This window comes from Hymenobacter endophyticus (assembly GCF_032464715.1).
Lineage (GTDB): Bacteria > Bacteroidota > Bacteroidia > Cytophagales > Hymenobacteraceae > Hymenobacter > Hymenobacter endophyticus.
The window spans coordinates 108,095-134,030 of the sequence record NZ_JAWDJT010000004.1 but is presented as its reverse complement, the minus strand read 5'-3'; the positions used below and the strand labels follow the sequence as shown (position 1 = coordinate 134,030).

The 25,936-nt window shown below is 59.2% G+C and carries 26 protein-coding genes and 1 tRNA gene; 13 read left to right on the top strand and 14 right to left on the bottom strand.

What is annotated here, in order from left to right; translation table 11 throughout:
* Nucleotides 1-118 precede the first annotated feature (118 nt).
* Nucleotides 119-928, top strand: coding sequence for a TrmH family RNA methyltransferase (locus ROI90_RS08665; RefSeq protein WP_315997938.1), 810 nt, complete (start codon nucleotides 119-121; stop codon nucleotides 926-928).
* 45 nt (nucleotides 929-973) lie between these two features.
* On the opposite strand, the gene nagA is transcribed toward ROI90_RS08665, so the two are convergent.
* Nucleotides 974-2,092: an N-acetylglucosamine-6-phosphate deacetylase gene (gene nagA, locus ROI90_RS08660; RefSeq protein WP_315997937.1), complete on the bottom strand. Its 1,119-nt coding sequence runs from the start codon at nucleotides 2,090-2,092 to the stop codon at nucleotides 974-976.
* 100 nt (nucleotides 2,093-2,192) lie between these two features.
* On the opposite strand from nagA, the gene ROI90_RS08655 reads away from it, so the two are divergent.
* Genes ROI90_RS08655 through ROI90_RS08645 form a run of 3 tightly spaced genes read left to right on the top strand, consistent with a single transcriptional unit; the run spans nucleotide 2,193 to nucleotide 3,671 of the window.
* A complete protein-coding gene (locus ROI90_RS08655) occupies nucleotides 2,193-3,050 on the top strand; it encodes a hypothetical protein (RefSeq protein ID WP_315997936.1) in 858 nt (285 codons plus the stop codon).
* On the top strand, nucleotides 3,047-3,334 hold the full coding sequence (locus ROI90_RS08650; RefSeq protein WP_315997935.1) for an acylphosphatase: 288 nt from the start codon (nucleotides 3,047-3,049) through the stop codon (nucleotides 3,332-3,334). The genes ROI90_RS08655 and ROI90_RS08650 overlap by 4 nt, the downstream gene beginning before the upstream one ends.
* 4 nt (nucleotides 3,335-3,338) lie before the next feature.
* Complete coding sequence (locus ROI90_RS08645; RefSeq protein WP_315997934.1) at nucleotides 3,339-3,671, top strand: DMT family transporter; 333 nt, start codon at nucleotides 3,339-3,341, stop codon at nucleotides 3,669-3,671.
* A 134-nt stretch (nucleotides 3,672-3,805) separates the two neighbouring features.
* Here the strand turns inward: ROI90_RS08645 and ROI90_RS08640 are convergent, their stop codons facing one another.
* Both ROI90_RS08640 and typA read right to left on the bottom strand, forming a co-directional pair.
* Nucleotides 3,806-4,561, bottom strand: a complete 756-nt coding sequence (locus ROI90_RS08640; RefSeq protein ID WP_315997933.1) for a YqjF family protein — start codon at nucleotides 4,559-4,561, stop codon at nucleotides 3,806-3,808.
* Nucleotides 4,562-4,687: 126 nt separating this feature from the next.
* Nucleotides 4,688-6,496, bottom strand: coding sequence for a translational GTPase TypA (gene typA, locus ROI90_RS08635; protein ID WP_315997932.1), 1,809 nt, complete (start codon nucleotides 6,494-6,496; stop codon nucleotides 4,688-4,690).
* A 256-nt stretch (nucleotides 6,497-6,752) separates the two neighbouring features.
* On the opposite strand from typA, the gene msrB reads away from it, so the two are divergent.
* From msrB to ROI90_RS08620, 3 genes are all read left to right on the top strand, one after another.
* Entirely contained in the window at nucleotides 6,753-7,322 is a 570-nt protein-coding gene (gene msrB, locus ROI90_RS08630; RefSeq protein ID WP_315997931.1) for a peptide-methionine (R)-S-oxide reductase MsrB, read from the top strand.
* A gap of 181 nt (nucleotides 7,323-7,503) precedes the next feature.
* Nucleotides 7,504-8,298 (top strand): DUF3050 domain-containing protein, encoded by a 795-nt coding sequence (locus ROI90_RS08625; protein ID WP_315997930.1) that lies wholly within the window; start codon nucleotides 7,504-7,506, stop codon nucleotides 8,296-8,298.
* Between the two features lie 77 nt (nucleotides 8,299-8,375).
* Entirely contained in the window at nucleotides 8,376-8,708 is a 333-nt protein-coding gene (locus ROI90_RS08620) for a hypothetical protein (RefSeq protein WP_315997929.1), read from the top strand.
* Nucleotides 8,709-8,792: 84 nt separating this feature from the next.
* Here ROI90_RS08620 and ROI90_RS08615 read toward each other — a convergent pair whose 3' ends face one another.
* A complete protein-coding gene (locus ROI90_RS08615) occupies nucleotides 8,793-9,398 on the bottom strand; it encodes a hypothetical protein (protein ID WP_315997928.1) in 606 nt (201 codons plus the stop codon).
* 261 nt (nucleotides 9,399-9,659) lie between these two features.
* Between ROI90_RS08615 and metG the strand changes: the two genes are divergently transcribed.
* Both metG and ROI90_RS08605 read left to right on the top strand, forming a co-directional pair.
* Complete coding sequence (metG, locus tag ROI90_RS08610) at nucleotides 9,660-11,705, top strand: methionine--tRNA ligase (protein WP_315997927.1); 2,046 nt, start codon at nucleotides 9,660-9,662, stop codon at nucleotides 11,703-11,705.
* A 146-nt stretch (nucleotides 11,706-11,851) separates the two neighbouring features.
* Entirely contained in the window at nucleotides 11,852-12,523 is a 672-nt protein-coding gene (locus ROI90_RS08605) for a hypothetical protein (RefSeq protein WP_315997926.1), read from the top strand.
* A gap of 52 nt (nucleotides 12,524-12,575) precedes the next feature.
* Here ROI90_RS08605 and pth read toward each other — a convergent pair whose 3' ends face one another.
* The 4 genes from pth to ROI90_RS08585 form a co-directional block, all read right to left on the bottom strand.
* On the bottom strand, nucleotides 12,576-13,145 hold the full coding sequence (gene pth / locus ROI90_RS08600; RefSeq protein ID WP_315997925.1) for an aminoacyl-tRNA hydrolase: 570 nt from the start codon (nucleotides 13,143-13,145) through the stop codon (nucleotides 12,576-12,578).
* Between the two features lie 209 nt (nucleotides 13,146-13,354).
* The gene (locus ROI90_RS08595; RefSeq protein ID WP_315997924.1) at nucleotides 13,355-13,927 is read right to left on the bottom strand and encodes a 50S ribosomal protein L25/general stress protein Ctc; all 573 of its coding nucleotides are present in this window, start codon (nucleotides 13,925-13,927) and stop codon (nucleotides 13,355-13,357) included.
* A gap of 215 nt (nucleotides 13,928-14,142) precedes the next feature.
* On the bottom strand, nucleotides 14,143-15,072 hold the full coding sequence (locus tag ROI90_RS08590) for a ribose-phosphate pyrophosphokinase (protein ID WP_315997923.1): 930 nt from the start codon (nucleotides 15,070-15,072) through the stop codon (nucleotides 14,143-14,145).
* Between the two features lie 192 nt (nucleotides 15,073-15,264).
* Nucleotides 15,265-15,337: transfer RNA gene (locus tag ROI90_RS08585), tRNA-Gln, on the bottom strand.
* A 267-nt stretch (nucleotides 15,338-15,604) separates the two neighbouring features.
* Between ROI90_RS08585 and atpD the strand changes: the two genes are divergently transcribed.
* From atpD to ROI90_RS08570, 3 genes are all read left to right on the top strand, one after another.
* Nucleotides 15,605-17,113, top strand: coding sequence for a F0F1 ATP synthase subunit beta (gene atpD, locus ROI90_RS08580; RefSeq protein ID WP_315997922.1), 1,509 nt, complete (start codon nucleotides 15,605-15,607; stop codon nucleotides 17,111-17,113).
* 82 nt (nucleotides 17,114-17,195) lie between these two features.
* Nucleotides 17,196-17,435, top strand: coding sequence for an ATP synthase F1 subunit epsilon (gene atpC, locus ROI90_RS08575; RefSeq protein WP_315997921.1), 240 nt, complete (start codon nucleotides 17,196-17,198; stop codon nucleotides 17,433-17,435).
* 158 nt (nucleotides 17,436-17,593) lie between these two features.
* Nucleotides 17,594-18,721 carry a trans-sulfuration enzyme family protein gene (locus ROI90_RS08570; RefSeq protein ID WP_315997920.1) on the top strand — a complete coding sequence of 376 codons (1,128 nt, stop codon included), beginning with the start codon at nucleotides 17,594-17,596 and terminating at the stop codon, nucleotides 18,719-18,721.
* A gap of 119 nt (nucleotides 18,722-18,840) precedes the next feature.
* Here ROI90_RS08570 and ROI90_RS08565 read toward each other — a convergent pair whose 3' ends face one another.
* The 3 genes from ROI90_RS08565 to ROI90_RS08555 all read right to left on the bottom strand — a co-directional run bounded on the left by ROI90_RS08565 (nucleotide 18,841) and on the right by ROI90_RS08555 (nucleotide 21,416).
* Entirely contained in the window at nucleotides 18,841-19,989 is a 1,149-nt protein-coding gene (locus tag ROI90_RS08565) for a DegT/DnrJ/EryC1/StrS family aminotransferase (protein ID WP_315997919.1), read from the bottom strand.
* 82 nt (nucleotides 19,990-20,071) lie between these two features.
* Nucleotides 20,072-20,755 (bottom strand): acetyltransferase, encoded by a 684-nt coding sequence (locus tag ROI90_RS08560; protein ID WP_315997918.1) that lies wholly within the window; start codon nucleotides 20,753-20,755, stop codon nucleotides 20,072-20,074.
* Nucleotides 20,756-20,768: 13 nt separating this feature from the next.
* Nucleotides 20,769-21,416, bottom strand: a complete 648-nt coding sequence (locus tag ROI90_RS08555) for a sugar transferase (RefSeq protein ID WP_315997917.1) — start codon at nucleotides 21,414-21,416, stop codon at nucleotides 20,769-20,771.
* A gap of 131 nt (nucleotides 21,417-21,547) precedes the next feature.
* Here ROI90_RS08555 and ispE point away from each other — a divergent pair, with 131 nt between their 5' ends.
* Nucleotides 21,548-22,369: a 4-(cytidine 5'-diphospho)-2-C-methyl-D-erythritol kinase gene (gene ispE, locus ROI90_RS08550; RefSeq protein ID WP_315997916.1), complete on the top strand. Its 822-nt coding sequence runs from the start codon at nucleotides 21,548-21,550 to the stop codon at nucleotides 22,367-22,369.
* A gap of 106 nt (nucleotides 22,370-22,475) precedes the next feature.
* Here ispE and ROI90_RS08545 read toward each other — a convergent pair whose 3' ends face one another.
* The 3 genes from ROI90_RS08545 to tgt form a co-directional block, all read right to left on the bottom strand.
* The gene (locus tag ROI90_RS08545) at nucleotides 22,476-23,411 is read right to left on the bottom strand and encodes a DMT family transporter (RefSeq protein WP_315997915.1); all 936 of its coding nucleotides are present in this window, start codon (nucleotides 23,409-23,411) and stop codon (nucleotides 22,476-22,478) included.
* 114 nt (nucleotides 23,412-23,525) lie between these two features.
* A complete protein-coding gene (locus ROI90_RS08540; RefSeq protein WP_315997914.1) occupies nucleotides 23,526-24,602 on the bottom strand; it encodes an LptF/LptG family permease in 1,077 nt (358 codons plus the stop codon).
* A gap of 185 nt (nucleotides 24,603-24,787) precedes the next feature.
* Nucleotides 24,788-25,918, bottom strand: coding sequence for a tRNA guanosine(34) transglycosylase Tgt (tgt, locus tag ROI90_RS08535; protein ID WP_315997913.1), 1,131 nt, complete (start codon nucleotides 25,916-25,918; stop codon nucleotides 24,788-24,790).
* Nucleotides 25,919-25,936: the final 18 nt, after the last annotated feature.

Here is a 25,936-nt window from a genome sequence, read left to right as displayed (position 1 = left end):
CGAAAATACGAACGGCCGGGACGGAAAACGGTCCTGGTGAGCCTACAACGGCCGGGCCGTGGCGCAAGTTGGCCTGCGTATCTTTGCGGGCCCAACTGCCACGCCCGTATTTTTTTCTATGCCCCTCGACCCCATTACCAGCCCCCAGAATCCGCGCATCAAAAACCTGCTGAAGCTGCAGCAAAAATCGTCGGAGCGGCGGGCCCAGGGGCTTACCATCGTGGAGGGCCTGCGGGAGCTGACTATTGCCCACGGCGCAGGCGTAGCGGTTACGGCCTTGTTCGTCTGCCCCGATTTAGCCGGAGCCCAGCATCAGCAGGCGCTGCGGGAGTTGTTCGGCCGCCAGGGCGTGGAGTGGTTTGAGGTATCAAAAGCGGTGTTCGAGAAAGTGGCTTACCGGGAAGGCTCCGACGGGGTGCTGGCTTTGGTAAAGCCCCCGCTGCTCACGCTGGAGGAGCTGCCGCTGCCGGCCAGCCCCCTGCTGCTGGTGCTGGAAGCCGTGGAGAAGCCCGGCAACCTGGGGGCTATTCTGCGCACCGCCGATGCAGCCCAGGCCACCGCCGTCATCGTCTGCGACCCGCGCACCGACCTGTTCAACCCCAACGCCATCCGCAGTAGCATTGGCTGCTCATTCACGGTGCCCACCATTGCCACCACCCGCCCCGAGCTGCTGGCCTGGTGCCAGCGCCACGGTATCCGCACCTACGCCGCCGCCCTCACTGCTGCGGCCGTGCCCTACACCACCTGCAACTTCCAGGGGCCCACGGCGCTGGTTATGGGCACCGAAGCCGACGGACTCACCCCCGAGCTCATGCAGGCCTGCGACCAAACCATCATCATTCCCATGCGTGGGGCCATTGATTCGCTGAACGTAAGCACGGCCACCGCCATTCTCACGTTTGAAGCCGTGCGCCAGAGGGAAGTTTAGCGGGAGGGGCTGCTAAGGCCGTAAGGGGCAACTGATAGTTTGTTGTCAGTGCCACACCAGCTCCCCGGCGCGGGCCGTGGCGTGGGGTGTCAGGTGCTCATCAAACAGCCAAAAATCGGCGCGGTAGGTGCTGCTGAGGTAGCCCAGCTCGTGGTCGAGGCCAAGCAGCTGGGCCGGGTAGAGCGAGGCCATGCGCAAGGCCTCTTCCAGCGGGATGCCGGCGTGCTGCACGCAGTTGCGGATGGCCTGAGGCAGGGTGAGGGCTGAGCCGGCCAGCGTGCCCTGGGCATCTACGTAGCGGTTGGCCTCCCGCTGAAACTGGTAGGCGCCCTGTTGGCTGTCGGTTACGGCATCGGTAATCAGGAACAACCGCTCTTGTAGAATCTTCTGGCTGATGCGCACGGCGGCAAAGTCGCAGTGTACGCCATCAGCAATGATGCTGGCGTAGGCCGTGGCCGAGTCGTACACGGCTCCCACCATGCCCGGCTCCCGCCCCTGCAGCGCCGACATGGCATTGAACAAGTGGGTAGCGGCCGTAAAGCCCTGGCGGAAACCAGCTGCTGCCTGCGCAAACGTGGCGTTGGAGTGCCCCGCCGAGAGTACCACATCGGCCGCCCGTAGCCGGGCCACCACAGCCGCCGATACCATTTCCGGGGCCAGGGTCATCATCTTCAGCGTGCGGCCCGCCAGTGCTAGCAACTCTTCCACATCGGCCACGGTGGCCTCCCGGATAAACTCGGCCTGGTGGGCTCCCTTCTTGGCGGGGTTGATAAAGGGGCCTTCCAGGTGAATGCCCAACAGGCCTGGCTGCTGGCGGCAAAACTCCTGGCCGGCCTCCAGGGCTTGCCGCATCAGGGCCCAGGAGTTGGTGGGCATGGTGGCCAGCACTCCGGTGGTACCGTGCCGGAACGCGTGGCTGCACAACGTGGTCAGGGCCCCGGGCGAGGGCGTCACGGAAAAAAGCTCTCCTGCGGCCCCGTACACCTGCAAATCCAGCAGGCCAGGGGCCACGCTCAGGCCCTGGGCATCCACGGTGAGTACGTCGGTAGGAGCGGCCACCTCGGGCAGTACCGCTTCAATCAGGCCATCTTTCACCAGCAGTGTGTGGTGGGGCAGCAGGGTGGAGCCGGTGTACACCAGGCAGTTGCGGAGCAGGTAGCGCATGAGGGAGGGAAGGCCAGAAGAAAGCAGAAGCGCGAAGTTGGCAGGTTCTCGGCAAACGTCCGCTGCTTATCTTGTATCGGTTTCTGCCGCCGCCCCGCCTATGCCCTTCCTCAAGCCCTTGTCTGCCCCTGGGGCGTGGTGGCCCCGCCTGCTGCTGGGCGCGCTGCTGGTGGTACTGGTATTCGGGGCCTGCTCTACCTCCGAGTTTACCACCGAAAACACCGCCGTGCAGGCCCCGCTGGTGCTGCGCTACCGTATCCAGAAGCGCACCCAGCTGCTGTTCAGCCACTACGATACGCTGGCTACCGAAATGCTTTACCACGGCCGGCCTGTACTGCCCCTCACCCTCTGCCGCCCCGATTCGAGCCTGCCGACGCTGGGGCGGCTGCAGCGGCTGCCGCAGTACCCGGCCCGGTGGCTGCTGCGGGTGCAGTGCCTGGCGGGATACGAGCCGGTCAATAGCGTGTATGTGTTGCGCCTCACCACCGCCGGCCCGCGCCTCCACCGCGTGGGGGTCGAAAACTCCTTATACTCCTCGCCGCCTTTCCGTCTGGCCGCCGATACTGGGTCTGTATGGGTGCCGCTCACCGATACCAGCGGCACGCTCTTCGACTTGCAGCAGCTCCGGGGCTTTGCCGTGCAGTTTCCAGCTTTCCCCGATTCTGTCAGGGACAAGTATGACGAGCCAACGGAAGTGTACTATCTGGCCCCCGACCGACGGACGCTGGCCCGCCTGTTCAGCCCCGATACGACCACCTGGGTTATCACAGACAATGGCCCGGCGCGGCGTACCACGGCCCCCGCGCCGGCCGTATACCTTGATGAGCGTGAGGCTACAACCGGCCGCCTGCGGCGGCAGCATCTGCCCGGACGGATGCTGTCGGCCGAAAATCCTTTCCGCAATACCCGCTGGCAGCAGGATTCCCAGGGCCGCTGGCACCTACAGTTTATCCCGTGAGTTCACCCCTTGAGCATCGTACCATTCACGTCCGTGGCCTGGTGCAGGGCGTCTTTTTTCGCCAGAGCACTCAGCAGGAAGCCCGCCGTTTGGGCCTCACCGGCACCGTGCGTAACAACCCCGACGGCACTGTGAGCATTGAAGCGGAAGGAGCCCTTGAGGCACTCGACCAGCTGCAAGCCTGGTGCCGGCAGGGGCCGCCCGCTGCCCGCGTACAGAGCGTGCAAGCCAGCCCCGGCCTCGTGCAGGGCTACCAAACCTTTGAGGTGTTGCGCGGTAGATAAGCGTATGAAAAACTGGCTGATTTTGCTGCTGGCCATTGTGGCCGAAACTGTCGGAACCTCGGCTCTGAAAGCCTCTGAAGGATTTACCAAACTCTTGCCGAGTGCGGTGGTGGTGGTGGGCTATGGGCTGGCCTTTTATTGTCTTAGCCTCACCCTGAAAACAATTCCCATCGGTATTGCCTACGCGGTGTGGTCGGGTATTGGCATCGTGCTTATCACGCTAACCGGTGTTGTGCTCTACAAGCAGGTGCCCGATGCACCCGCCATTTTTGGCCTAGTGCTGATTCTGGCTGGGGTGGTCGTTATCAACGTGTTTTCCAAAACCTCCGCGCACTAGCCTGCACTAAGTCGTCGGCTGCCAGTACCGAGCCCGAATAGTCTACCCCAGTACAGATGCTGTACTCATGCCTGCTCCGCAGGATTTAACCACTCCCGCAACCAGCCGCCGGTTCTGGTGAAAGCATGCTGTCCTTACACTCGCCGCAAGTCTTCTACCCACACGTCCAGGGCATCGGCGGCGTGCAGCAACGGCGGCCCTGGACGTGTGGGTAGGCCGTGACTTTCCACTACTGTAGAATTCCAATGCTGCAAGGTCGCCGTTCGTAACTGCCAGGGTGCGTGCCAGAGCCGGCCCCGCCAGATACTGTTGCCGTGCTGGCCTGGCTGTACGGTGGGGCCGGCCGTGTACAAATGGTAACGCTCCGTCAGGAAATACGCCAAGGAACCGGCCTCGGCTAGGGGCAAAGCGTCTCCCGGCGTCCAAGCCGCTGCAAAGGTGGCGGCTGGCGCGCCCCGGTGCGTACGCTCAGCAGTGGCCTGCAACGTAGGGCCTGTGCGGGTAAGCTGCATGCGGGCGTGCAGGTAGGGCAGGTGAAACAGCGTGCGCGCGGCCCACACGCCCAGCGGCTGCGTGGCATCCAACGACAAAAACCATACGCCCGGCACCCCATCGAGGCGGGCATAGGTGCGCACGTTCAGCTCGTGCAGGGCGCTCAGCCCCGGCACGGCCGGCAGCCCTAGTGGCCGGATATGGCTCATGGTAAACGGCACCACGCCCAGCCACGCCTGCCCCTCAAACAGGTCCAGCTCCAGCCGCTCCGGCAAATAGGGGCGCAGCAGGGCCGGCTCCACAGCCCAGTGGGCAAACAGTAGGTTGCTCCAACGCTGGCGCATCAATGACCAGCGAGGGGCCGCATTGGCGGGCGAGTAAGCAGGTGATTCGGGCATAAACGGACAGGGGAAAACTGTTGCGTCATACGTAACCGCAAAAGCGCGCATGTGCTGACCTAGCCCAAAACAAAAAAGGGAGCAGCCGCCGGCCGCTCCCTTTTTTACAACACTATCTGCTGTAAGCTAGTCAGCCTTCTTGGCCGAACGCAGACGCTCGTTTTCATCCAGCAGAATTTTCCGCATCCGCACCGATTTCGGGGTTACTTCCAGGTACTCATCCTTCTGGATGTATTCCATGGCTTCTTCCAGCGAGAACTGACGCTTGGGCACGATTTTCACGTTATCATCCGTACCCGAGGCACGCATGTTGGTGAGCTTCTTGCCTTTCTGGATGTTGATGGTCAAGTCGTTGGGGCGGGTGTGCTCACCGATAACCTGGCCAGCGTACACTTCCTCTCCTGGGTCCACGAAGAACTCGCCACGGTCCTGCATTTTGTCGATGGTGTAGGCGGTGCCGGCACCGGTGTCCATCGAAATCAGCGAACCGGAGATACGGCCGGGAATTACACCTTTATAGGCTTCGTAAGCCGAGAAGCGGTGGTTCATGATGGCCTCACCGGCGGTGGCGGTCAGCACGTTGTTCCGCAGGCCAATCAGGCCCCGGGCCGGAATGTTGAACTCCAGGTGCTGCAGGTCGCCCTTGGGCTCCATGATGGTCAGCTCGCCTTTGCGCATGGTCACCAGCTCGATAACCTTACCGGCAGTTTCCTCCGGTACGTCTACCACTAGGTGCTCAATGGGCTCCAGACGGTTGCCATTATCATCCTCACGGAACAGTACCTGCGGCTGGCCTACCTGCAGCTCGAACCCTTCGCGACGCATGGTCTCGATGAGTACCGACAAGTGCAGAATACCACGGCCGTACACCAGGAAGGTGTCTTCACGGTCGGTTTCCTTCACGCGCAGGGCCAGGTTTTTCTCGGTTTCCTTGAACAGACGGTCACGCAGGTGGCGCGAGGTCACAAACTTGCCTTCCTTACCGAAGAAGGGCGAGTTGTTGATGGTGAACAGCATGTTCATCGTCGGCTCGTCGATGCTGATTACCGCCAGTGCCTCGGGGTTTTCAGCGTCAGCCAGCGTATCGCCGATGTCGAAGCCTTCGATGCCGGTTACGGCGCAGATTTCGCCGGAGCTAACCTCGGCTACTTTGTTGCGGCCCAGGCCTTCGAACACCTGCAGCTCTTTGATTTTTACCTTTTTGATGGTGCCGTCGCGCTTAATCAGGCTCATGTTAGCGCCTTCTTTCAGCGTACCGCGGTGCACCCGGCCAATGGCAATCCGGCCCACGAACGACGAGTAGTCGAGCGAGGTAACCTGCATCTGGGGCGTACCGTCCAGCTGGGGAGCTGCCGGGATAGAAGCCACCACGGCGTCGAGCAGCGGAATGATGCTGTCAGTTTTTACTTTCCAGTCGGTGCTCATCCAGCCCTGCTTCGAGGAGCCGTACAGGGTCACGAAGTCCAGCTGATCTTCGGTGGCACCCAGGTTGAACATCAGGTCGAATACTTGCTCGTGCACCTCATCGGGACGGCAGTTTTCTTTGTCGACTTTGTTTACCACCACAATGGGCTTCAGGCCCAGGTCGATGGCTTTGCCCAGCACAAAACGCGTCTGGGGCATGGCACCTTCAAAGGCGTCCACCAGCAGCAGTACGCCGTCGGCCATCTTCAGCACCCGCTCTACTTCGCCGCCGAAGTCGGCGTGACCAGGGGTGTCAATGATGTTGATCTTAACGTCTTTGTACCGTACCGATACGTTTTTGGAGACGATGGTGATGCCTCGCTCACGTTCCAGGTCATTGTTGTCCAGGATGAGGTCGTCGAACTGCTGGTGCTCGTCGAACAGCTTGGAGGCGTGAATGATCTTGTCCACGAGCGTAGTCTTGCCGTGGTCAACGTGGGCAATGATGGCGATATTGCGAATGTTCTGCATACGAAGGGTTTTCCGGGCGCAAAGGTACGGAATGTTTGGCGCAAAAGCGCGCAGTAAATACTTGTTACTGAATGAGGAAGAAACTGCGGGCGAGAAAACAGACAACTTATTGGCCTCCTGAGGTTCCCGGAAGTATAGCCGCGGGCCTATTTAACCCGGTAAGACCGAACTGTAGCTAAGCTGCGTATGTTCTGGCAGCGGCCCGCTTTTGCGGCTGGCTTCCTGTTTTCAGTTCATTCCAGACCCCTCATCCCCCATGCGTTTTCCCTGCCTGATTTTGCTTCTGTCGGCGCTAACCCTGAACTCGGCCTGCTCACAGAAAAAAAATGACGCCAAAATGGACCTGGCCGACTCTCCCCGGCCGGTAACTTCCCCATCTACAGCTGCTAAAGCGTACCCAAAACCCAAGGTAGCCACCGGCCGGCCGGATGAGTTTCCGGTGCGCAAAACGGAGGCCGAGTGGAAAAAACAGCTCACCTCGGAGCAGTACTACATCCTGCGCCAGGAGGGCACCGAGAAGCCGTACAACAACCCGTACTGGGATAACCACGCCAAAGGAAGTTATTACTGCGCTGGCTGCCACAACCTGCTGTTCTCCTCGGCCACTAAGTTTGAGTCGGGCACGGGCTGGCCAAGCTTCTGGGCCCCGGCCTCCGATGCCAGCCTGAAAGTGGCTTCTGACAAAAGCCTGGGCATGACCCGCGACGCCATTATGTGTGCCAAGTGCGGCGGCCACCTCGGCCACGTCTTCGACGACGGCCCCAAGCCCACCGGCCAGCGCTACTGCATGGACTCCTACGGCATGGTGTTCGAAAAAGCCAAATAAGCTGTTGGTTGATAGTTGTCAGTTGTTGGTCTGCTTGCATGCCTATTCACCGACAACTAACAACTGTTAACTATCAACTGCTATAATTTTGCGGTGGCCCGCTGGCAATCCAAGCCAACGGGCCATTTCGTTTGTTGGTACAGCGGAGCTTATGCTCTACTGCACATTTTACCCTCGTTCTATGTCAAGCCAAATTCACTCTGATTCAATTGCGGAACTGCAGCAGGCTCTGGCCCCGGCGCGTGAGCAGTTGGTCGCCCACAGCGTGTATCAGTCCCTGCATTCCCTCGATGATTTACGGGTGTTTATGCAGCACCACGTATTTGCCGTCTGGGACTTTATGTCCCTGTTGAAGGCCCTGCAGCGGGAGCTTACCTGCGTAGAAATTCCGTGGGTGCCGCGCGGCAACGCTGCCACGCGCCGCCTCATCAATGATATTGTGCTGGAAGAGGAAACCGACGTAGACCCCGAAGGCCGCCCCGCCAGCCACTTTGAGCTCTACCTGCGCGCCATGCAGGAATGTGGTGCCGATACGGGGCCCATTGAGCGCCTGCTGGAGGCCCTGGCGGCCGGCCAGACCGTGGCGGAGGCCCTGGTAGAAGCCAACGCGCCAACTACGGTGCAGGAGTTTGTGCTGGGCACGTTTGCCATCATTGAGTCAGGTAAGCCGCACGCTGTAGCGGCGGCCTTCACCTTTGGCCGGGAGGATGTCATTCCCGACATGTTCCGCCACCTGGTGGCCGACCTCAACTTCCGCTTTCCCGGCCAACTCGATACGTTCAGCTACTACCTCAACCGCCATATTGAGCTGGATGAGGAAGTGCACACGCCCCTGGCCCAGCAAATGGTGCGCGACCTGTGCGGGCAGGACGCCCAGCGCTGGGAGGAAAGCCTGGCTGTAGCCGCCGAGTGCATGCAGGCCCGCGTGGGCCTCTGGAACGGTATTCAGACCGATTTGTATCTGATTCACGGTTAGCAGGCCAACCTCTCCCTGCCGGGTTCGTTTACTACAGCAGCCAGCTCATAACGGGCTGGCTGCTGTATTTTTTTGCTATGAAACGGTTGTTGCTTTTGCCCGCTCTTGCTCTACTAGGAGCCTGCACCACATCTGAAACGATAGGGGAGGAAGCCGCCGTGCAGCGCCCGCCCACCCGCATCCTCACGGACGCCGACCGCCAGGCGGCCTACAACAGCAACGCCGGCTACGGTGGCTCCGTGCCCGATGCTACGCCCGGCCGGGTGCCCATTCGGGAGCAGGCCAGCGGTATCAACTCCCGCAAGCGCCCCGAAACCCTCAACACCAACGACAACAATACCACCACGCCCGAAACCCGCATGCGCCGCGTAAACGGCGCCCCCGCCGATACGCTAAGGCTGCCTCGTTAATGCCGCGCCCACTACCCCGCAAACAACAGCGCCCCGCTTCATACTAGAGGCGGGGCGCTGTTGTTTGCGGGGTAGGTTCGGTGGCTACTGGGCCGTTTCCGAAGCAGCGTCCGGAGCGGGTGCGGCCGGGGCAGGAGCAGCTTTGGCTCTGGAGCGGGCGGGGGCTTTGGCGGCCGGGCGGGCGGCCGGCTTGTCAGCTGCCGCCGCGGGCGTTGAGCGGGTAGGGGTGGCGGGACGGCTGGCCGAGCGGTTGCGGGTTGATTTGGGAGCAGCACCGCTGGTACCGGCCGAAGCGGGGGAAGCCCCGGCGTCGGTGGAAATGCTGTCGGAAGCAGCGGGGGTGCCGGTTTCGTGACGGCTCACAATGGTGTGCAGGGCCTGCTCAAACAGGTGACCCATGTCGGTGTCGAGGCGGCGAGTGGCATCCTTCACCACTTCCTGCAGCTTGGCCTTCGTTTCCTTGCGAATGCGCTTTACTACCTCGTTAATACGGCCGTCCAACTCTTTCTGCAGCTGCTTAGCCGCCGTTTTCAACGCTTTCTTCTGGCTGGCTTTTTTGCTGGCTTTGGAGTCGTCGATGGCCGTAGTAGTTGACTGGGCAGCTTTAGCGGCTTTGCGCTGCGCTTTTTCGGCGGCGTTCTGCTGCTTCTTGGCCTTTTTATCGGGCTTTTCCTGATCTGAATTTTTCATGCCTTGGCTAGGTAGGGAGAAATGTAAAACTGAGTACGCAAAAAACTCCGCAGTAGGTGAGCGAAATATAGAGGTATTGCTACGCCAAACCTCCGACAGCCATGTTATGATTTACCAGGGTATGCTCTCACCCGGTAAGGCCGCTGCTGCCTGTTGGCCGGCCTGGAAGCGGAAAGCTGCATTATTCCTCTTTTTTACTTGTTCCTTTGCACTCCCGTTGCCGAATTCGGCCGGGCTTACGTTGTTTTTTCGCCTGCTCATATGTCCTCTCTGCCCCAACGCTACACCGTAACGGCTGCGCTGCCCTACGCCAACGGCCCCGTGCACATCGGCCACCTGGCCGGCGTGTATTTGCCCGCCGATATCTACGTGCGCTACCTGCGCGCCCAGCAACGCGACGTGAAATTCATCTGCGGCTCCGATGAGCACGGCGTGCCCATCACCATCCGGGCCCAGAAGGAGGGCGTCACGCCCCAGCAGGTGGTCGATAAGTACCACGCCATCATCCGCGACTCGTTCCAGGAGTTCGGCGTGTCGTTTGATATTTACTCGCGCACCTCGTCCGAGACGCACGCCGAGGTAGCTAGCGGCTTTTTCAGGAAGCTCTACGACGAGGGTAAGTTCATCGAGCAGGTTTCCGAGCAGTACTATGACGAGAAGGCCGACCAGTTTCTGGCTGACCGTTACATTGTAGGTACCTGCCCCAACTGCGGCAACGAAAACGCCTACGGCGACCAGTGCGAGAAGTGCGGCACCTCACTCAGCCCCACCGAACTCATCAACCCCCGCTCCATGCTTAGCGGCAACCAGCCCGTGCTGCGCGAAACCAAGCACTGGTATTTGCCCCTGGATCAGTACGAGCCCTGGCTGCGCGAGTGGATTGTGGAAGGCCATAAGCAGGACTGGAAAGCCAACGTGTACGGCCAGTGTAAATCGTGGATTGACCAGGGCCTGCACCCCCGCGCCGTCACCCGCGACCTGGACTGGGGCGTGCCGGTACCGGTAGCCGGGGCCGAGGGCAAGGTGCTCTACGTGTGGTTTGATGCGCCTATCGGCTATATCTCGGCTACCAAAGACCTGCTGCCCGACACCTGGGAAACCTACTGGAAAGACCAGGGTACCAAGCTGGTGCACTTCATCGGCAAGGACAACATCGTGTTCCACTGCATCATCTTCCCCACGATGCTCAAGGCCCACGGCGACTACATCCTGCCCGATAACGTGCCTGCCAACGAGTTCCTGAACCTGGAAGGCGATAAAATCAGCACGAGCCGCAACTGGGCCGTGTGGCTGCACGAGTACCTGCAGGATTTCCCCGGCCAGGCCGACGTGCTGCGCTACGTGCTCTGCGCCAACGCCCCTGAAACCAAGGACAACGATTTCACCTGGAAAGACTTTCAGGCCCGCAATAACAACGAGCTGGTAGCCAACCTCGGCAACTTTGTGAACCGGGCCGTGGTGCTGACGCATAAGTTCTTCGAAGGCAAAGTGCCCGCCGCCGTGGGCTTCACCACCGAGGATGAGGACGTACTGCGCCAGCTGCAGGAGTTTCCGGCCCGCATTGGGGAGCTGATTGACAACTACCGCTTCCGCGACGCGCTGAACGAGTTGATGAACCTCTCGCGCCTCGGCAACAAATACCTGGCCGATCAGGAGCCCTGGAAGCTAATCAAAACCGACGAAGCCCGCACCGGCACCGTGCTGCACGTGTCCCTGCAGCTGGCTGCCGCCTTCGTCACGCTGCTGGAGCCCTTCCTGCCCGAAGCCGCCGCCCGCCTGGGCCGGATGCTCAACACCGAGAAAGGCACCTGGCCCCAGGCCGCCCGCCCCGACGCTCTGCCCGCCGGCCACCAGTTGGCCGAAGCCGCGCTGCTGTTCACCAAAATCGAAGACGCCACCGTGGAAGCTCAGGTGCAGAAGCTGCTCGATACCAAGAAAGCCAACGAGCTGGCCGCCGCCGTAGCCGCTCCAGCCAAGGAGGATGTGAGCTTCGAGCAATTCCAGACGATGGATCTGCGCATCGGCACCATCGTGGCCGCTGAGAAGGTAGCCAAAACCAAAAAGCTGCTCAAACTCAGCGTAGACCTCGGTTTCGACGAGCCCCGCACCATCGTGTCGGGCATTGCCGAGCACTTCCTGCCCGAGGCCCTCATCGGCCAGCAGGTGCAGGTGCTGCTCAACCTCGCCCCCCGCGAAATCAAAGGCATCCAAAGCCAAGGCATGCTCCTGATGGCCGAAAACGCCGACGGTGTGCTCAGCCTCATGCAGCCCAGCAGCCCCGTGCGCCCCGGTTCCGGCGTGGCGTAATTCCTAGAACTGAGAAAAAGGGGGCTATAGCTGGTTATTGCCAGCCATAGCCCCCTTTTTTGTGGGTAGCAGGTGGTTTGTTGTAAGCGCATTTGATATTCTGTTTAGAGTGCTGGAAGGAATGCAGCTGCGTGGAAATAGTAAATATGATATCAGATCTGTCAATGAAAGTAGAATTAGTCCCCGTAGTAGATATTTCGTCGTTAGTTATTGATTGGCAACTGGCAGGCCCGCGCCCTGCGTCGAATTTTATACATAACCCCCTGCAATGGGAACAGTATCAGGCCCGCATACTACAGATAGCCGGATTTAACGATTATAAGCGTGTGCTACCGGGTAGCCATTTTCTAACTGTAGGGGACTGGACTTTACCAGATTTACAAAAGCTGATACAGGCTCACTTGCATCCCGCAGATGAGGTAGTAGCTGCAGCAGATTCCTGTGCCTTGTTTGGTGGTGGTATACTGTTTCTAGATGATACTCCTGTAGTAATTCCGCAGTGTTGCGGTACGCTGGCTGACCTGTACAGATGGCAAGCATTGGTGGAACCGCAGTTTCAGTCAGGCTACTTCTGCATGGAAGGTCACCCATGCCCAAAAGCTACCCGGCAAGGATCTATGCTGCGCATTACCTGTCATGACGAAGACGAAATGTTTGATCAGCCAACCCTACTGCAATTCTCAGTGGAAATTCAGGCACTGGCAGCCGCCATTTCTGCAGCCGAAAGGACATTGACAACTTTGTGTGAGAAAGTTGATAGGCTGTCCAGTAGTTTCGGTGTGCAGAAACTCTCAGATCATCTTATCCGAGGTAAATAAAAAGCCGCAACCGAGTAAAACGGTTGCGGCTTTTTATTTACCATTTCAGGGTTCATTTCACGTTCACCACGTTCATGGCCCGTTCCACACCCATAGCCCCAAAGGCCAGTACAGCCTCGGCGGCTTTTTCCAGGCGGCCTTCCAGGTCGATGTTTTCATCGGCAGAGAAGGGGCTGAGCACGTAATCCACCTGCCGGCCTTTCGAGAAGCTGGAGTCGATGCCGAAGCGCAGGCGGGCGTACTCGTCGGAGCCCAGGGTTTCCTGGATATGCTTGAGGCCGTTCTGGCCGCCGGCCGAGCCTTTGGCCTTTAGGCGCAGCTTGCCGAAGGGTAGGGCCAGGTCGTCGGTGACGACTACCATGTTTTCCTTGGTGAGCTTGAGGGTGCTCAGCCAATGAGCCGCCGCCTTGCCGCTCAGGTTCATGTAGGTGGTGGGTTTCACCAGCACGTAGGTGTGACCTTTGTGTTTGATTTCGGTGGTGAAGGCGTGGCGGCCCAGCTGCCAAGGCGCAGCGTCGTGTTTGCGGGCTAGGTAGTCGCCCACCATAAAGCCCACGTTGTGGCGCGTATCGGCATATTCCGGCCCGATGTTGCCCAGGCACAGCACAAGAAACTTGCTCACGGATTTGTAGCGGATTAGAGTCGGATTTTTACGGATTTGGTAGCCGAAAATATTCGGCCAGCCGCAATCAAACAGCACGTAACGGATGTCGCGTGCCTATAAAAAAAGGCTGCCCTGCGAACAGGACAGCCTTTTTGATAAGATTCTTCCGGAAAATCGTCCACGAAATCCGTGGAAATCCGACGTTGATCCGAAAAAATCCGGGAGCCTTATTTGTCAGCCTGCAGCTGGCCTTTGAGGGCACGCGGGATGGTAACGGTAGCAATGGGAGCCAGCGAGTTAGTGAGGATGGTGTAGCCTTTAGGCTCCACTTTGTTCACTTTGATCGACTTGCCCAGACCCAGGTCCGAAATATCCACTTCCACGGAATCGGGCAGGTTTTCGGGGGTAGCACGCACTTTGATCTTACGCAGCTTGCTTACCAGCTTGCCACCGGCCAGTACGCCCGGCGAAACGCCTACGTACTTCACGGGAACGTCCATTTTCACTTCTTTGCCATCCTGCAGTTCCAGGAAGTCAACGTGCAGCAACATTTCGTTCACGGGGTGGAACTGGGCATCCTGCACGATGGCGCGGCGGATATCACCTTCGATATTCAGCTCAACTACGTGCACCTCGGGGGTGTACAGCAATTCGCGGAACAAGATGGCCGGAACGGAGAAGTGAACTTCGTCGGCGCCGCCGTACAGTACGCAAGGAACGTACGAGTCGAGGCGGAGCGCCTTAGCGTCCTTCTTACCGAGATTCGCTCTTTTAAACCCTACAATCTCGAGGCTTTTCATAAACGGGTGCTTTTGAGGAAAAACCGCCTGCCCACAGCAGACAAACGGGCCGCAAAGATAGGCGGATTGTTTGGGATTTGAAAGCTGACAAACTAACCCATCTGTCATCCTGAGTGGAGCGAAGGACCTTATCCCGCCAGAACGGATATCGTTTCAGCGACTCGTTTTGAAGAAATAAGATTCTTCGCTCCGCTCAGGATGACAGTAAAACCACCTTACACAAACAATGAGCTAATCGACTCGTGCGACACCACGTTGTGAATGGCTTGGGCGAACAGCGGAGCCAGGGAAATAACCTTGATTTTGGGATTTTCCTCCTTCAACGGAATCGTATCGGTTACTACCAGTTCCTCCAATACCGAGTTGCGAATCCGCTCGTGGGCCGGGCCCGAAAGCACGGGGTGAGTAATAACGGCCCGCACGGATTTGGCCCCGCGCTCCATCAGCAGCTCGGCGGCTTTACAGATGGTGCCGGCCGTATCCACAATGTCATCCACCAGCACCACGTTCATGCCGGTCACGTCGCCAATTACCTGCATGGAGGCAATTTCGTTGGCTCGCAGGCGCATTTTGTCGCAGACCACAATTTCGGCCCCGAACTTCTTGGCAAAGGCCCGGGTACGCACCACGCCGCCCACGTCGGGGGAGGCAAAGAGTAGGTTATCCAGGTTCAGGCTTTTGATGTAGGGGGCCGTTACGGTGGAGCCGTCGAGGTGGTCCACCGGAATATCGTAGAAGCCCTGAATCTGGCCGGCGTGCAGGTCGCAGGTCATCAGGCGGTCAGCACCCACGCTCTGAATCATATTGGCCACTACTTTGGCCCCAATGCTCACGCGCGGTTTGTCTTTACGGTCTTGGCGGGCATAGCCCATGTAAGGCATCACCACATTCACCTTATAGGCCGAGGCGCGCTTGGCAGCATCCACCATCAGGGCCAGCTCCATCAGGTTTTCGGCCGGGGGGTTAGTACTCTGAATCAGGAATACGGCGCAGCCCCGCACGCTTTCATTGAAGGAGGGGCCCAGCTCCGTATCGGCAAACCGCTGAATGCTTAAGTCGCCGGGCTGGATGCCGTAGGCGGCCGCAATCTGCTCGCCCAACTCACGGGAAGCATTACCTGCAAAAATTTTAACCTGCTGTGACATGAAAAGGGGTGGTGGAAAAGTGAGTCACAGATTCTGCAAACTGAAAAAAGGGATTCCGCAGACGATAGAACGGGCCGTTCCATCTGCGAAATCCCTTTTCAATCTGAAAAATCTGTGATTGAAAAAGCGAAAGGCGCCGACTCTTCCGGTAGAGGGAAGAATCAGCGCCTTTCGCGTTGGAGAGTGTCGAAGTTGTCCGACCAGGGCTCGAACCTGGACTTTCTTGAATCAAAATCAAGCGTGTTGCCAGTTACACCATCGGACAATTTCCCGCTCGGCTGCCGGTGTAAGCGTGCCGTTTGGTTGTGCAAATGTACAGCGGCTTTTATTCAAGGCAAATTTCTAGGCAATTATTTTTTGCCAGGTTTAGGTGCGAAAGGCTAAGAAAGAGGCTTTCCTAACTGATTTTCAGCAGTTCAGCCGCTGAAAAAAAAGTTGGTGCACTGGCCTGTCGGGCGGCCTTGGCAATGCCGGGATTAAGCCGTACTTTTGCGACCTGAAACGTTGCACCCATCCCCTTATAGTAAAAGAAATGGCGAATACCGGCAAAATCACCCAGGTTATCGGTCCCGTGGTGGACGTGAGCTTCGCGGGTGAAGGCTCTAAGCTTCCCAACATTCTCGACGCCCTCGAAGTCATCAAGGACAACGGCCAGGTGGTCGTGCTGGAGGTCCAGCAACACCTGGGCGAAGACCGGGTGCGTACCATCGCCATGGACTCGACCGAGGGCCTGACCCGTGGCGCTGCCGTACGTGACCTAGGTGCCCCCATGTCGATGCCCACGGGCGAAGGCATTAAAGGCCGCCTGTTCAATGTAATCGGCCAAGCCATCGACGGCATCCCACAGCCCAAGAGCGACGGCGCCCTGCCCATTCACCGCCAGGCCCCGCCTTTCGAAGACCTCGCTACCTCGTCGGAGATTCTCTACACGGGTATCAAAGTAATTGACCTGCTCGCTCCTTATGTAAAGGGTGGCAAAATTGGTTTGTTCGGTGGTGCCGGTGTAGGCAAAACCGTACTCATCATGGAGCTGGTAAACAACATCGCCAAGGCCTACGCTGGTCTGTCGGTGTTTGCCGGTGTGGGTGAGCGTACCCGCGAAGGCAATGACCTGCTGCGCGAATTCATCGAGTCGGACATCATCAAGTACGGCGAGGAGTTCAAGCACTCGATGGAAGCCGGTGGCTGGGACCTGACCAAAGTGGACGAGAACGAACTGCTGAAGTCGCAGGCTACCCTCGTGTTTGGTCAGATGAACGAGCCCCCCGGAGCCCGGGCCCGCGTAGCCCTCTCGGGCCTCACGGTAGCCGAGAACTTCCGCGACGGTGACGGCACCGGTGCCGGCCGCGACATTCTGTTCTTCATCGACAACATTTTCCGCTTCACGCAGGCGGGCTCGGAAGTATCGGCTCTGCTGGGCCGGATGCCTTCGGCCGTAGGGTACCAGCCCACGCTGGCCACTGAAATGGGCGCCATGCAGGAGCGTATTACCTCTACCAAGCGTGGTTCTATCACGTCGGTGCAGGCTGTATATGTACCTGCCGATGACTTGACTGACCCGGCTCCGTCGACGACGTTTGCCCACTTGGATGCTACCACCGTACTGAGCCGCAAAATCTCCGAGCTGGGTATCTACCCCGCCGTAGACCCATTGGACTCTACTTCCCGCATTCTGTCGGTAGAAGTACTGGGCGAGGAGCACTACAACACCGCCCAGCGCGTGAAGGAGATTCTGCAGCGCTACAAAGAACTGCAGGACATCATTGCCATTCTGGGTATGGACGAACTCTCGGAGGAAGATAAGCTGACCGTAACGCGCGCCCGTCGGGTGCAGCGTTTCCTGTCGCAGCCCTTCCACGTAGCCGAGCAGTTCACCGGCCTGAAAGGTGTACTGGTTGACATCAAGGAAACTATTATCGGTTTCAACGCCATCATCGACGGCAAATACGACCACCTCCCCGAGGCCGCCTTCAACTTGGTGGGCAACATTGAGGATGCCGTGGCCAAAGGCGAGAAGCTGATGGCTGACGCCACCAAGTAATCTTTTAGTTGACAGTTCTCAGTTGTCGGTTGTCAGGAAGTTCTGACAACTGACAATTGACAACTAAAAACTGACAACTGATATGCATCTGGAAATCATCACGCCCGACCGTAAGGTGTTTGAGGGGGAGGTTACATCGGCCCAGTTTCCGGGTGTAGATGGCCTGTTTGAAGTATTGAACAACCATGCCCCACTGATTTCGGCTTTGAAAGCCGGGGAAGTGGTGCTGAACGGCGGCTCAACCCGCTTCGCCATTGAAGGTGGCGTGGTAGAAGTGCTGCGTAACAATGTAATTGTGCTGGCGGAAGGCGCTTCGGCGTAACGCTGGCCGATCTAACTTTTTGAAAGCCCCGCGTCTGCTTAGCAGGCGTGGGGCTTTTGTTTTGCTGCAAGGGGAGGTGGTAGCTTGCAGCTTTTGCGGGAGGCTGGTGTTCTTGCCCTGCCGCCCCACCCAATAGCGGCTGCTTACCTAAGAAATTCATGCACATCCACCCCAAAATCACACCCATTTACCAGACCTCGGTTTTCAAGTTTGAAGACCTCAACGAGTTGGAACTGTACTTCGGGGAACCTGGCAGCCGCTATCTGTACTCACGCAACGGCAACCCCAACTCCGATGAGCTGGCGGAGGCGGTAAACCACCTAGAAGGTGGGACGGGAGCCGTGGCCACGGGCTCGGGTATGGCGGCCATTTTTGCGGCAATTCTCACGTATTGCACGGGCGGTGACCATGTGCTGTGCGCGGCCGACATCTACGGGGGCTCAGCGGCGCTGCTGAATCAGGAGCTGGAGCGGCTGGGTATTGCGGTAACATATGTGCCCTTCGATGACCTGACGGGTAATTTGGCGGCGTATGCGCAGCCCCGCACCCGGCTGTTGCTCTGCGAAACCATTAGTAACCCGCTGCTGCGCGTGGTTGACCTGCGGGCGGCCGCAGAGGCAACTCACGCCTTAGGCCTGAAGCTGGTGGTGGACAACACGTTTGCCTCCCCGGTGCTTACCAACCCCTTAGCTTTCGGGGCCGATTTGGTGATGCACAGTGTGACCAAGTACCTGGCCGGCCACTCCGATGTAACAGCCGGAGCCGTGGTGGCCCGCACGGCCGAGGATGCCGCCCGGCTCAAGCAAATCGGGACACTGTTTGGCCTCACCCTGAGCCCTATGGAAAGCTGGCTGGCGGTGCGGGGCCTCAAAACCCTGCGCCTGCGCATGAATGCCCACTGCTACAATGCCCAGGCCGTGGCTGAGCTGCTGGCGGAGCACCCGGCCGTAGGGGAGGTATTTTATCCGGGTTTGTTCACGCACGCCCAGCACGAGCTGGCCAGTGAGCAGGGCGCGGGCCGCTTCGGGGGTATGGTGTCGTTCCGGCTGGCCGATGATTCGGTGGAGGCGGTAAACCGGTTCATCCGGGGTAGCCAGCGGTTCCCGTTTGCGCCGTCTTTGGCCGGGGTCGATTCGTCGTTATCATATCCGGTCGGTACTTCGCACCGGGCGCTTACCGAGGAGCAGCGGCAGGAGCTGGGTATTACGGCCGGATTGATTCGCCTGTCGGTAGGCATTGAGCCAGTAGCTGAACTGCTGACGGACTTGCAGCAGGCATTAGATTAGCCCGATTTAATAGTAAACCGCCTCTGAAGTGATTTAGAGGCGGTTTTTGTTTATACTATCTATAATGCATTTTGTACTCCATAAACTACCTGTGAAACTTTTTGTGCCAAATCAATGAGTTACGCAAGGTGATTGATTGCGTGAATCGATGATGCAACGCGCTGTAAATCAGCTTCCGTCATGGCTGAGCCGGAAGGCAAACAAAGGCCCCGCTCAAACAGGCCACCACATACCTTGCCGCCGTACACCGGAGCCTCCGCGAAAAGTGGCTGCAAGTGCAGGGGCTTCCAGAGCGGACGGCTCTCGATGTTGCGGGTTTCCAGGTGCAGGCGCAATTGCTCAGGTGTGAGGGCAGTTTCAGCGGGGTTGAGCAGAAGGCAGGTAAGCCAGCGGTTAGAGTGTCCCCCGGCCGGCTCCTGGGGCCCAAGTGCAAGGCCGGGAATTGCATGCAGATGCTTCTGGTACCAGGTATAAATTTCGCGGCGGCGCTTTACCCGGTCTTCCAACAGACCCATTTGTCCTCGCCCGATGCCCGCCAGTAGGTTGCTTAGCCGGTAATTGTAGCCTACTTCGGAGTGCTGGTAGTAGGGGGCCGGGTCGCGGGCTTGAGTGGCCCAGAAGCGCGTTTTGTCGGCCCAACCGGGGTGGTTGGTTACCAGGGCGCCGCCCCCGCTGGTGGTCAGTATCTTATTGCCATTGAAGGAGAAAACGCCTACGTCGCCGAATGTACCTAAGGGCTGGCCTTCATAGCGGCTACCCAAAGCTTCGGCAGCATCCTCTAGTACCGGTACCCCGTATTCCTGCGCCACGCTCAGCACCTCGCGCAGGCGGCAGGGCATGCCATAGAGGTGCACAATGATGAGGGCTTTGGGCCGGCGGTTCTGCCGCTGCATCTCCAATAAGGCTTCGCGGAGCCGCTCCGGGCAAATATTCCAGGTTTCGGCTTCGCTGTCGATAAAGACGGGCTTGGCTCCCAGATACAAAATGGGATTGGCCGTGGCCACGAACGTGAAGGAAGGGCAGAGCACCTCGTCGCCGGGGCCCACACCCAGCAACTGCAGGCCCAGGTGAATAGCGGCAGTGCCCGATGATAAGGCCACGCAGTGTCCGGCTCCCGTGAACTCGCAGATGTCTTGCTCAAATCCATCCAGGTTGGGCCCTACCGGGGCCACCCAGTTATCCTCAATGGCCTTGTGCAGGTAATTCAGCTCATGGCGGCCCAGGTGGGGTGGGGACAGATACAACCGGTCGTAATCCTGACTGCGCATGAAACTAAAAAGGAAAAAGGTAGGCGGGTAGCTAGCAAGATGAAGAAATTTGCTGATGCCGGAGCGGAAAATCTGCCAGGAGCTACGGTTGTCTTTGGGCCTGAACCGTTCGGGCGGGCACGCCCACGGCCGTGCAATTACCCGGCAAATTCCGCACTACCACGGCCCCGGCCCCCACTATCGTACCAGACCCCACGCGCACCTGGTTGATGACCGTAGCATTGGTGCCCAGGTATACGCCCGCTTCCAAGTGGGCCTCGCCGCCCACGTTGGCATGGGGCATCAGGGAGCAAAAATCCTCCAGCACGGCATCGTGGCCAATGGTACACCCCAAGTTCAGGAGCACATGCTGGCCCAGGGTGATGTCACAGGTAAGAATACAGCCTTGGCAGATAACCGAACCTGCCCCGATGGTGAGGTGCTGATAGTCGGCCTGTGCCACGCCGGGGTGCACCAAGGTGGCAAACTGCAGATGGGCGGAAGTGAGTCGGCCGGCAATGGCCTGGCGGCTGCGGCTGCTGCCCACGGCAACTACGGCGTGCAGCGGCTCCGGGCTGGCATTGAGGTCGGCCACAGTGCCGCGGTAGGGGATGCCGTGAATAGTAGGCTGGGCTGGCACTTGGTCATCGTAGAAGCCGGTAACCTCCCAGGTGGGTTGCTGCTCATTGATTTGCCGCACCAGTAGCAGCACTTCCCGGCCTAGCCCACCAGCCCCCACAATAGCCAGTGGCCGCAATGCCTTGGAAAAAGTAGAAGCTGGCTGCATAGAGGGCGTAAAATTATGAGGGCGAACTAGGAGAAGCGGGCGGCGTACCCCGGAAGGCTTCCATGGTGGCCTGGCCGGGCGCGGCAATATCGTGGGCACCCAGCACGCGGCCTACGGTGCGCAGCAAAATTCGCATATCCAGCCCGAACGACAGATGCTCCACGTACCACACGTCGTAGGCAAACTTCTGCTCCCAGCTGATGGCGTTGCGCCCGTTAACTTGCGCCCAGCCAGTAATACCGGGCCGTACCTCGTGGCGGCGAGCCTGCTCCGGGGAGTACAGCGGCAGGTACTGCGCCAGCAAGGGGCGGGGTCCTACCAGGCTAATGTCGCCGCGCAGCACATTCCAGAGCTGGGGTAGCTCGTCGAGGGAGGTGGCGCGTACCCAGCGCCCCAGCCGCGGCAGGCGCTCCGCATCGGGCAGCAGTTGGCCCTGAGCATCGAGCTGGTTGGTCATCGTCTGGAGCTTGTAGAAGGGAAACAACTGGCCGTGTCGGCCGGGCCGGGGCTGGTGGAACAGCCAGTGGCCCCCGTTCTGGCGGGCCAGCAGCACCGCCAGAACGGCCAGTATGGGCAGTGCCAGCACCAGCAGCGGGGTGGCCACGGCCACGTCGAGCAGGCGCTTGCCGGAGCGGGCGTACCAGGAAGGGCGTTGTGTCATAGCTGTGAGCTTGAAGCCGCAAGCTACACGCTGTCCGCTCTTTTCTGAACTGTCCGGTGTAATTGGGCAGCCCGGGGCATGATGAGAATGGCGGGTAGCTCGTAGCTTGCGGCCTCTAGCTTCCGATTCCCATGCTCGTTTTTCCCAACGCTAAGCTCAACCTCGGCCTGTACATCACCAGCCAGCGGCCCGATGGATTCCGCAACCTCGAATCGGTGTTTGTGCCGCTGCCGTGGACGGATGCGCTGGAAGTGCTGCCCGCTTTTATGGGCACTGAAACCTCGTTGACCCTTACCGGCATTCCTATTCCCGGCGAGCTGGCTACGAACCTGTGTTTGCGGGCTTATGAGTTGCTGAAGGCTGATTTCGACCTGCCCCCAGTACAGCTACATCTGCACAAGGTAGTACCCATCGGGGCAGGGCTGGGTGGCGGCTCCGGCGACGCCGCGTTTGCCCTGCGCGCCCTCAACGACCTGTTTGTGCTGGGGCTTACTCCGGCTGCGCTGGAAGGCTACGCCCGCCGCTTGGGCTCCGACTGCGCCTTTTTCATTCGGAACAAGCCGGTTTTGGCCTATGAGCGGGGTGATGTTTTCGAGGATGTTACGCTGGATTTGACCGGGGTGGCCTGCAAAGTGGTGTACCCGGGCCTGCACATCAGCACGGCCGAGGCCTACAGCCGTGTGCAGCCCCGCACCCCCCGCCACGAGTTACGCACGGCCATTAGCCAACCCCTGGAAACCTGGCGCGACACCATCAGCAACGACTTCGAGGAAGCCCTCATGCCGCAATACCCGGTACTGGGCGAAATCAAAGCACAGCTGTACGCGGCCGGTGCGGCCTACGCCAGCTTATCCGGCTCTGGCTCGGCGGTGTACGGACTGTTCCCAGGCCAGGAAACGCCACCGAAACTGGAGCTGGCTCAGGAATACCAGGTGTGGGACGGGCGGTTGTAGTGGTGAAATGGTGAGATGGTGAGTTTGATGTTCGGCTTGCGCCATTCGCGCTGTATAGATCAACAGAACGTCAAACTCACCATTTCACCAGTTGACCATCTCACTACTAGCCCACCAGCACATCAGCCGCCTGGGCTTTGCGCTGGCGGCGCTGGTTCCACTGGTCGAGAATGGGGTGAATAAGCACGCTGGACAGAATAACCACCGTGCCCAGATAGAAGCCGGTAGAAAGTTTTTCCTGCCCGAAACCTGGCACCCGCAGCGTGTACATGATGACGGCCAGCACAATGCCGTATACGGGCTCCAGGTTGATGGTCAGGTTCACCACGAAGGCCGAAATGCGCTTCATTAACTCCACGGACGTGCTGAAGGCATACACCGTACACACGCCCGCCAGTAGCAGCAGCCACAGCCAGTCGTAGCCGGAAAGTGCCAGCTGCAGGCCCTGGCCCTCGGTGAAATACCGGCTATACACGGGCATGAACAGCACGATGCTCAGGCAGGCCCCGGCCATTTCGTACAGCGTCACCTGAAACGGGGTGTGGCGCTTCACCAGCTTGGAGTTGAATACGCTGAACAAAGCCGACAGCCCCGCCGATAGTATCGCCACCAGCAGCCCCGCCATCTGGTCCAGCTCCGCCTGCGACACCAGGTACAGCCCCACCATCGTCAGCAAACCCAGCCCCACCTCATAAAAGCGCACCCGCCGCCACAGCACCAGCGGCTCCAGCAGGGACGTCCACAGCGCCAGCGTAGCCAAACCCGCCAGACACACACTCACCGACGACAGTCGGGCGGCTAGGAAAAAGGTAATCCAGTGCGCCGCCACCAGCACGCCCACACCCAGCAGTTTGGCCGCTTCACCGGCCGCCACCCGCCACGGCTGCCGCCGCACCGCCAGCAGCACCGCCAGGCCCGTAGCGGCCAGCAACGTGCGCCAGAACACCAGCTCCACCGGCGGCACCGAAATCAGCTTGCCCAGAATAGCCGTGAAGCCCCACAGCAGCACAATGAAATGTAAACGCAGGTAGTCTTTGAGCATGCGGTGAAGTTGTGAGGTGGTGAACTTGTGAAATGGTGAGTTTAATGTTCATAATGAGCTACTTGCGTGGGTTGAACATCAAACTCACCATTTCACAAGTTCACCACCTCACCGTTACTGCGGTATTACCCGGTAGAGCACGGCCCCGATGAGGGTGAAAATGATGCTGGGAATCCAGGCGGCCAGCAAAGGCGAGAGGGTGCCCACGGCGGCCAGGTTGCGGCTCAGAATCACGAAGATGATGAACACGAAGGCCAGCACGAAGCCCAGCGCAATCTGTCCGCCCACACCGGCCCGGCTCTTGCGGGCACTCATAATCACGCCAATGACGGTGAGAATGAACATGGCGTAGGGGTAAGCGTACCGCTCGTGTTTCTCGCTCAGGTACACCTGCGTATCGTCGGAGCCGCGGGCTATTTTCTGGTCGATGAAGCGGTTAAGCTCGGGTAGGGTGAGGGTTTCGGCCAGGCGGTAGGTGCTGGCGAAATCCTTCGGATAGAGGTTGAGCACCGTGTCGCGGGCGGGCATGGTTTTGAGCGTTTCCTTCTCGCCCCGGAACGTGCGAACGAGCTGGGGCGTGAGGTGCCAGGCCCGTTTGGTGGAGTCCCAGGTAATGGCTTCGGCCGTCATGCGGCGCTTGAGCAGCTGCCCGTCAATGGTTTCCAGCGCAAATTTGTAGCCCACGTTGTTCACGTTGTCGTAGCTTTCCATGAAGGCGTAGTTCTGCGGGCCGATTTTGATGTGCACGTTGCGTCCGCTGAACCGGTAGGGGTTTTTGATGTAGGCCTTCTCGAAGCGCACCCGGGTTTTGTTGGCAATGGGAATCAGCCAGCCCGTCATGGCCATCGTCATCACGCCCAGAATTACGCTGCCCATGATGTAGGGTAGCAGAAACCGCTTAAAGCTGATGCCCGAGGCCAGAATAGCCACCACCTCGGTGCGCGCCGCCAGCTGGGCCGTCACAAACACCACCGCAATAAACACCGTGATGGGGGAGAGCAGGTTGGCGAAATACGGGAACAGGTTCACGTAGTACTCTGTCAGAATCTGCCAGGCCCCCAGGTTGTGCTGCAAAAAATCGTCGTTTTTCTCCGTGAAGTCAATCACGCAAATAACCGACACGAGCAGCACCACCGAGAAGAAAAACGCGGTGAGAAACTTCTTAATGATGTATTTGTCGAGCAGCTTCATGAATCACAGATGCACGCTGATGAAATTGATTACGCAGATTTTCCGGCGCAAACGAAGAGGGAAAACGGTTAAATTCAGACCAAAAGCGCCTAGCTACTGTACTGCGGCTTCAGACGTCAACAGGCTGACTATCCTGGCAAACGAACGAATCAGCGTAATCAGTTTAATCAGCGGGTATCTGTGCTTTACAAGCGCGTCATCACCTGCTTCACCATTCTATCTTTCCACTCGCGGAAGGTGCCAGCCAGGATTTGCTGGCGGGCCTGCTTCACCAGCCAGAGGTAGAAGGTGAGGTTGTGGATGGAGGCAATTTGCGGGCCCAGCATTTCCTTGCTGTGGAACAGGTGGCGCATGTAGCTGCGCGAGTAGAAGGTGCTCACGTAGCCGCCCAGCTCTTCGTCAATCGGCGCGAAGTCGTCGGCCCACTTTTTATTGGTCACGTTCATAATGCCCTGGGTGGTGAACAGCATGCCGTTGCGGGCGTTGCGGGTGGGCATCACGCAGTCGAACATATCCACGCCCAGCGCAATGTTTTCGAGGATGTTGGCCGGCGTGCCCACGCCCATCAGGTAGCGGGGCTTGTCCTTGGGCAGGATGCCGCACACCACATCGGTCATTTCATACATCATTTCCGCCGGCTCGCCCACGCTCAGGCCCCCAATGGCGTTGCCTTCCCGGCCCTGCTCGGCAATAAACTCCGCCGATTTCACGCGCAGGTCCTTGAACGTGGAGCCCTGCACAATCGGGAACAGCGTTTGGGAGTAGCCGTAGTGGCCCTCGGTGCTGTCGAAGCGCTGAATGCAGCGCTTCAGCCAGCGGTGGGTCATGTCGAGGGAGCGGGCGGCGTAGCTGTACTCGCAGGGCCAGGGCGTGCACTCATCGAAAGCCATGATGATGTCGGCCCCGATGGTGCGCTGAATGTCCATCACGCCCTCCGGCGAAAACAGGTGCTGGGAGCCATCCACGTGGGAGCGGAACTTCACGCCTTCTTCCTTGATTTTGCGCGTGCCGCTGAGCGAGTACACCTGGTACCCGCCCGAATCGGTGAGGATGGGCCGGTTCCAGCCGTTGAACTTGTGCAGGCCGCCGGCTTTGCTGAGCACTTCCAGGCCGGGGCGCAGGTACAGGTGGTAGGTATTGCCGAGGATGATCTGGGCGTTGATGTCGTCTTTCAGGTCGCGCTGCTGCACGGCTTTCACGGTGCCGGCCGTGCCCACGGGCATAAAAATGGGCGTTTCAATGGCGCCGTGGTCGGTGTGCACCACGCCGGCGCGGGCATTGGAGTGCGGGTCGTTGGCTACGAGGTCGAAGGTCATTCTGGGGAGTAAGTTGTC

Coding starts and splice junctions, on each gene's coding strand:
- ROI90_RS08665 (WP_315997938.1), top strand. CDS start 119: ATGCCCCTCGACCCCATTACCAGCCCCCAGAATCCGCGCATCAAAAAC.
- nagA (WP_315997937.1), bottom strand. CDS start 2,092: ATGCGCTACCTGCTCCGCAACTGCCTGGTGTACACCGGCTCCACCCTG.
- ROI90_RS08655 (WP_315997936.1), top strand. CDS start 2,193: ATGCCCTTCCTCAAGCCCTTGTCTGCCCCTGGGGCGTGGTGGCCCCGC.
- ROI90_RS08645 (WP_315997934.1), top strand. CDS start 3,339: ATGAAAAACTGGCTGATTTTGCTGCTGGCCATTGTGGCCGAAACTGTC.
- ROI90_RS08640 (WP_315997933.1), bottom strand. CDS start 4,561: ATGCCCGAATCACCTGCTTACTCGCCCGCCAATGCGGCCCCTCGCTGG.
- typA (WP_315997932.1), bottom strand. CDS start 6,496: ATGCAGAACATTCGCAATATCGCCATCATTGCCCACGTTGACCACGGC.
- msrB (WP_315997931.1), top strand. CDS start 6,753: ATGCGTTTTCCCTGCCTGATTTTGCTTCTGTCGGCGCTAACCCTGAAC.
- ROI90_RS08625 (WP_315997930.1), top strand. CDS start 7,504: ATGTCAAGCCAAATTCACTCTGATTCAATTGCGGAACTGCAGCAGGCT.
- ROI90_RS08620 (WP_315997929.1), top strand. CDS start 8,376: ATGAAACGGTTGTTGCTTTTGCCCGCTCTTGCTCTACTAGGAGCCTGC.
- ROI90_RS08615 (WP_315997928.1), bottom strand. CDS start 9,398: ATGAAAAATTCAGATCAGGAAAAGCCCGATAAAAAGGCCAAGAAGCAG.
- metG (WP_315997927.1), top strand. CDS start 9,660: ATGTCCTCTCTGCCCCAACGCTACACCGTAACGGCTGCGCTGCCCTAC.
- ROI90_RS08605 (WP_315997926.1), top strand. CDS start 11,852: ATGATATCAGATCTGTCAATGAAAGTAGAATTAGTCCCCGTAGTAGAT.
- ROI90_RS08595 (WP_315997924.1), bottom strand. CDS start 13,927: ATGAAAAGCCTCGAGATTGTAGGGTTTAAAAGAGCGAATCTCGGTAAG.
- ROI90_RS08590 (WP_315997923.1), bottom strand. CDS start 15,072: ATGTCACAGCAGGTTAAAATTTTTGCAGGTAATGCTTCCCGTGAGTTG.
- atpD (WP_315997922.1), top strand. CDS start 15,605: ATGGCGAATACCGGCAAAATCACCCAGGTTATCGGTCCCGTGGTGGAC.
- atpC (WP_315997921.1), top strand. CDS start 17,196: ATGCATCTGGAAATCATCACGCCCGACCGTAAGGTGTTTGAGGGGGAG.
- ROI90_RS08570 (WP_315997920.1), top strand. CDS start 17,594: ATGCACATCCACCCCAAAATCACACCCATTTACCAGACCTCGGTTTTC.
- ROI90_RS08565 (WP_315997919.1), bottom strand. CDS start 19,989: ATGCGCAGTCAGGATTACGACCGGTTGTATCTGTCCCCACCCCACCTG.
- ROI90_RS08560 (WP_315997918.1), bottom strand. CDS start 20,755: ATGCAGCCAGCTTCTACTTTTTCCAAGGCATTGCGGCCACTGGCTATT.
- ROI90_RS08555 (WP_315997917.1), bottom strand. CDS start 21,416: ATGACACAACGCCCTTCCTGGTACGCCCGCTCCGGCAAGCGCCTGCTC.
- ispE (WP_315997916.1), top strand. CDS start 21,548: ATGCTCGTTTTTCCCAACGCTAAGCTCAACCTCGGCCTGTACATCACC.
- ROI90_RS08545 (WP_315997915.1), bottom strand. CDS start 23,411: ATGCTCAAAGACTACCTGCGTTTACATTTCATTGTGCTGCTGTGGGGC.
- ROI90_RS08540 (WP_315997914.1), bottom strand. CDS start 24,602: ATGAAGCTGCTCGACAAATACATCATTAAGAAGTTTCTCACCGCGTTT.
- tgt (WP_315997913.1), bottom strand. CDS start 25,918: ATGACCTTCGACCTCGTAGCCAACGACCCGCACTCCAATGCCCGCGCC.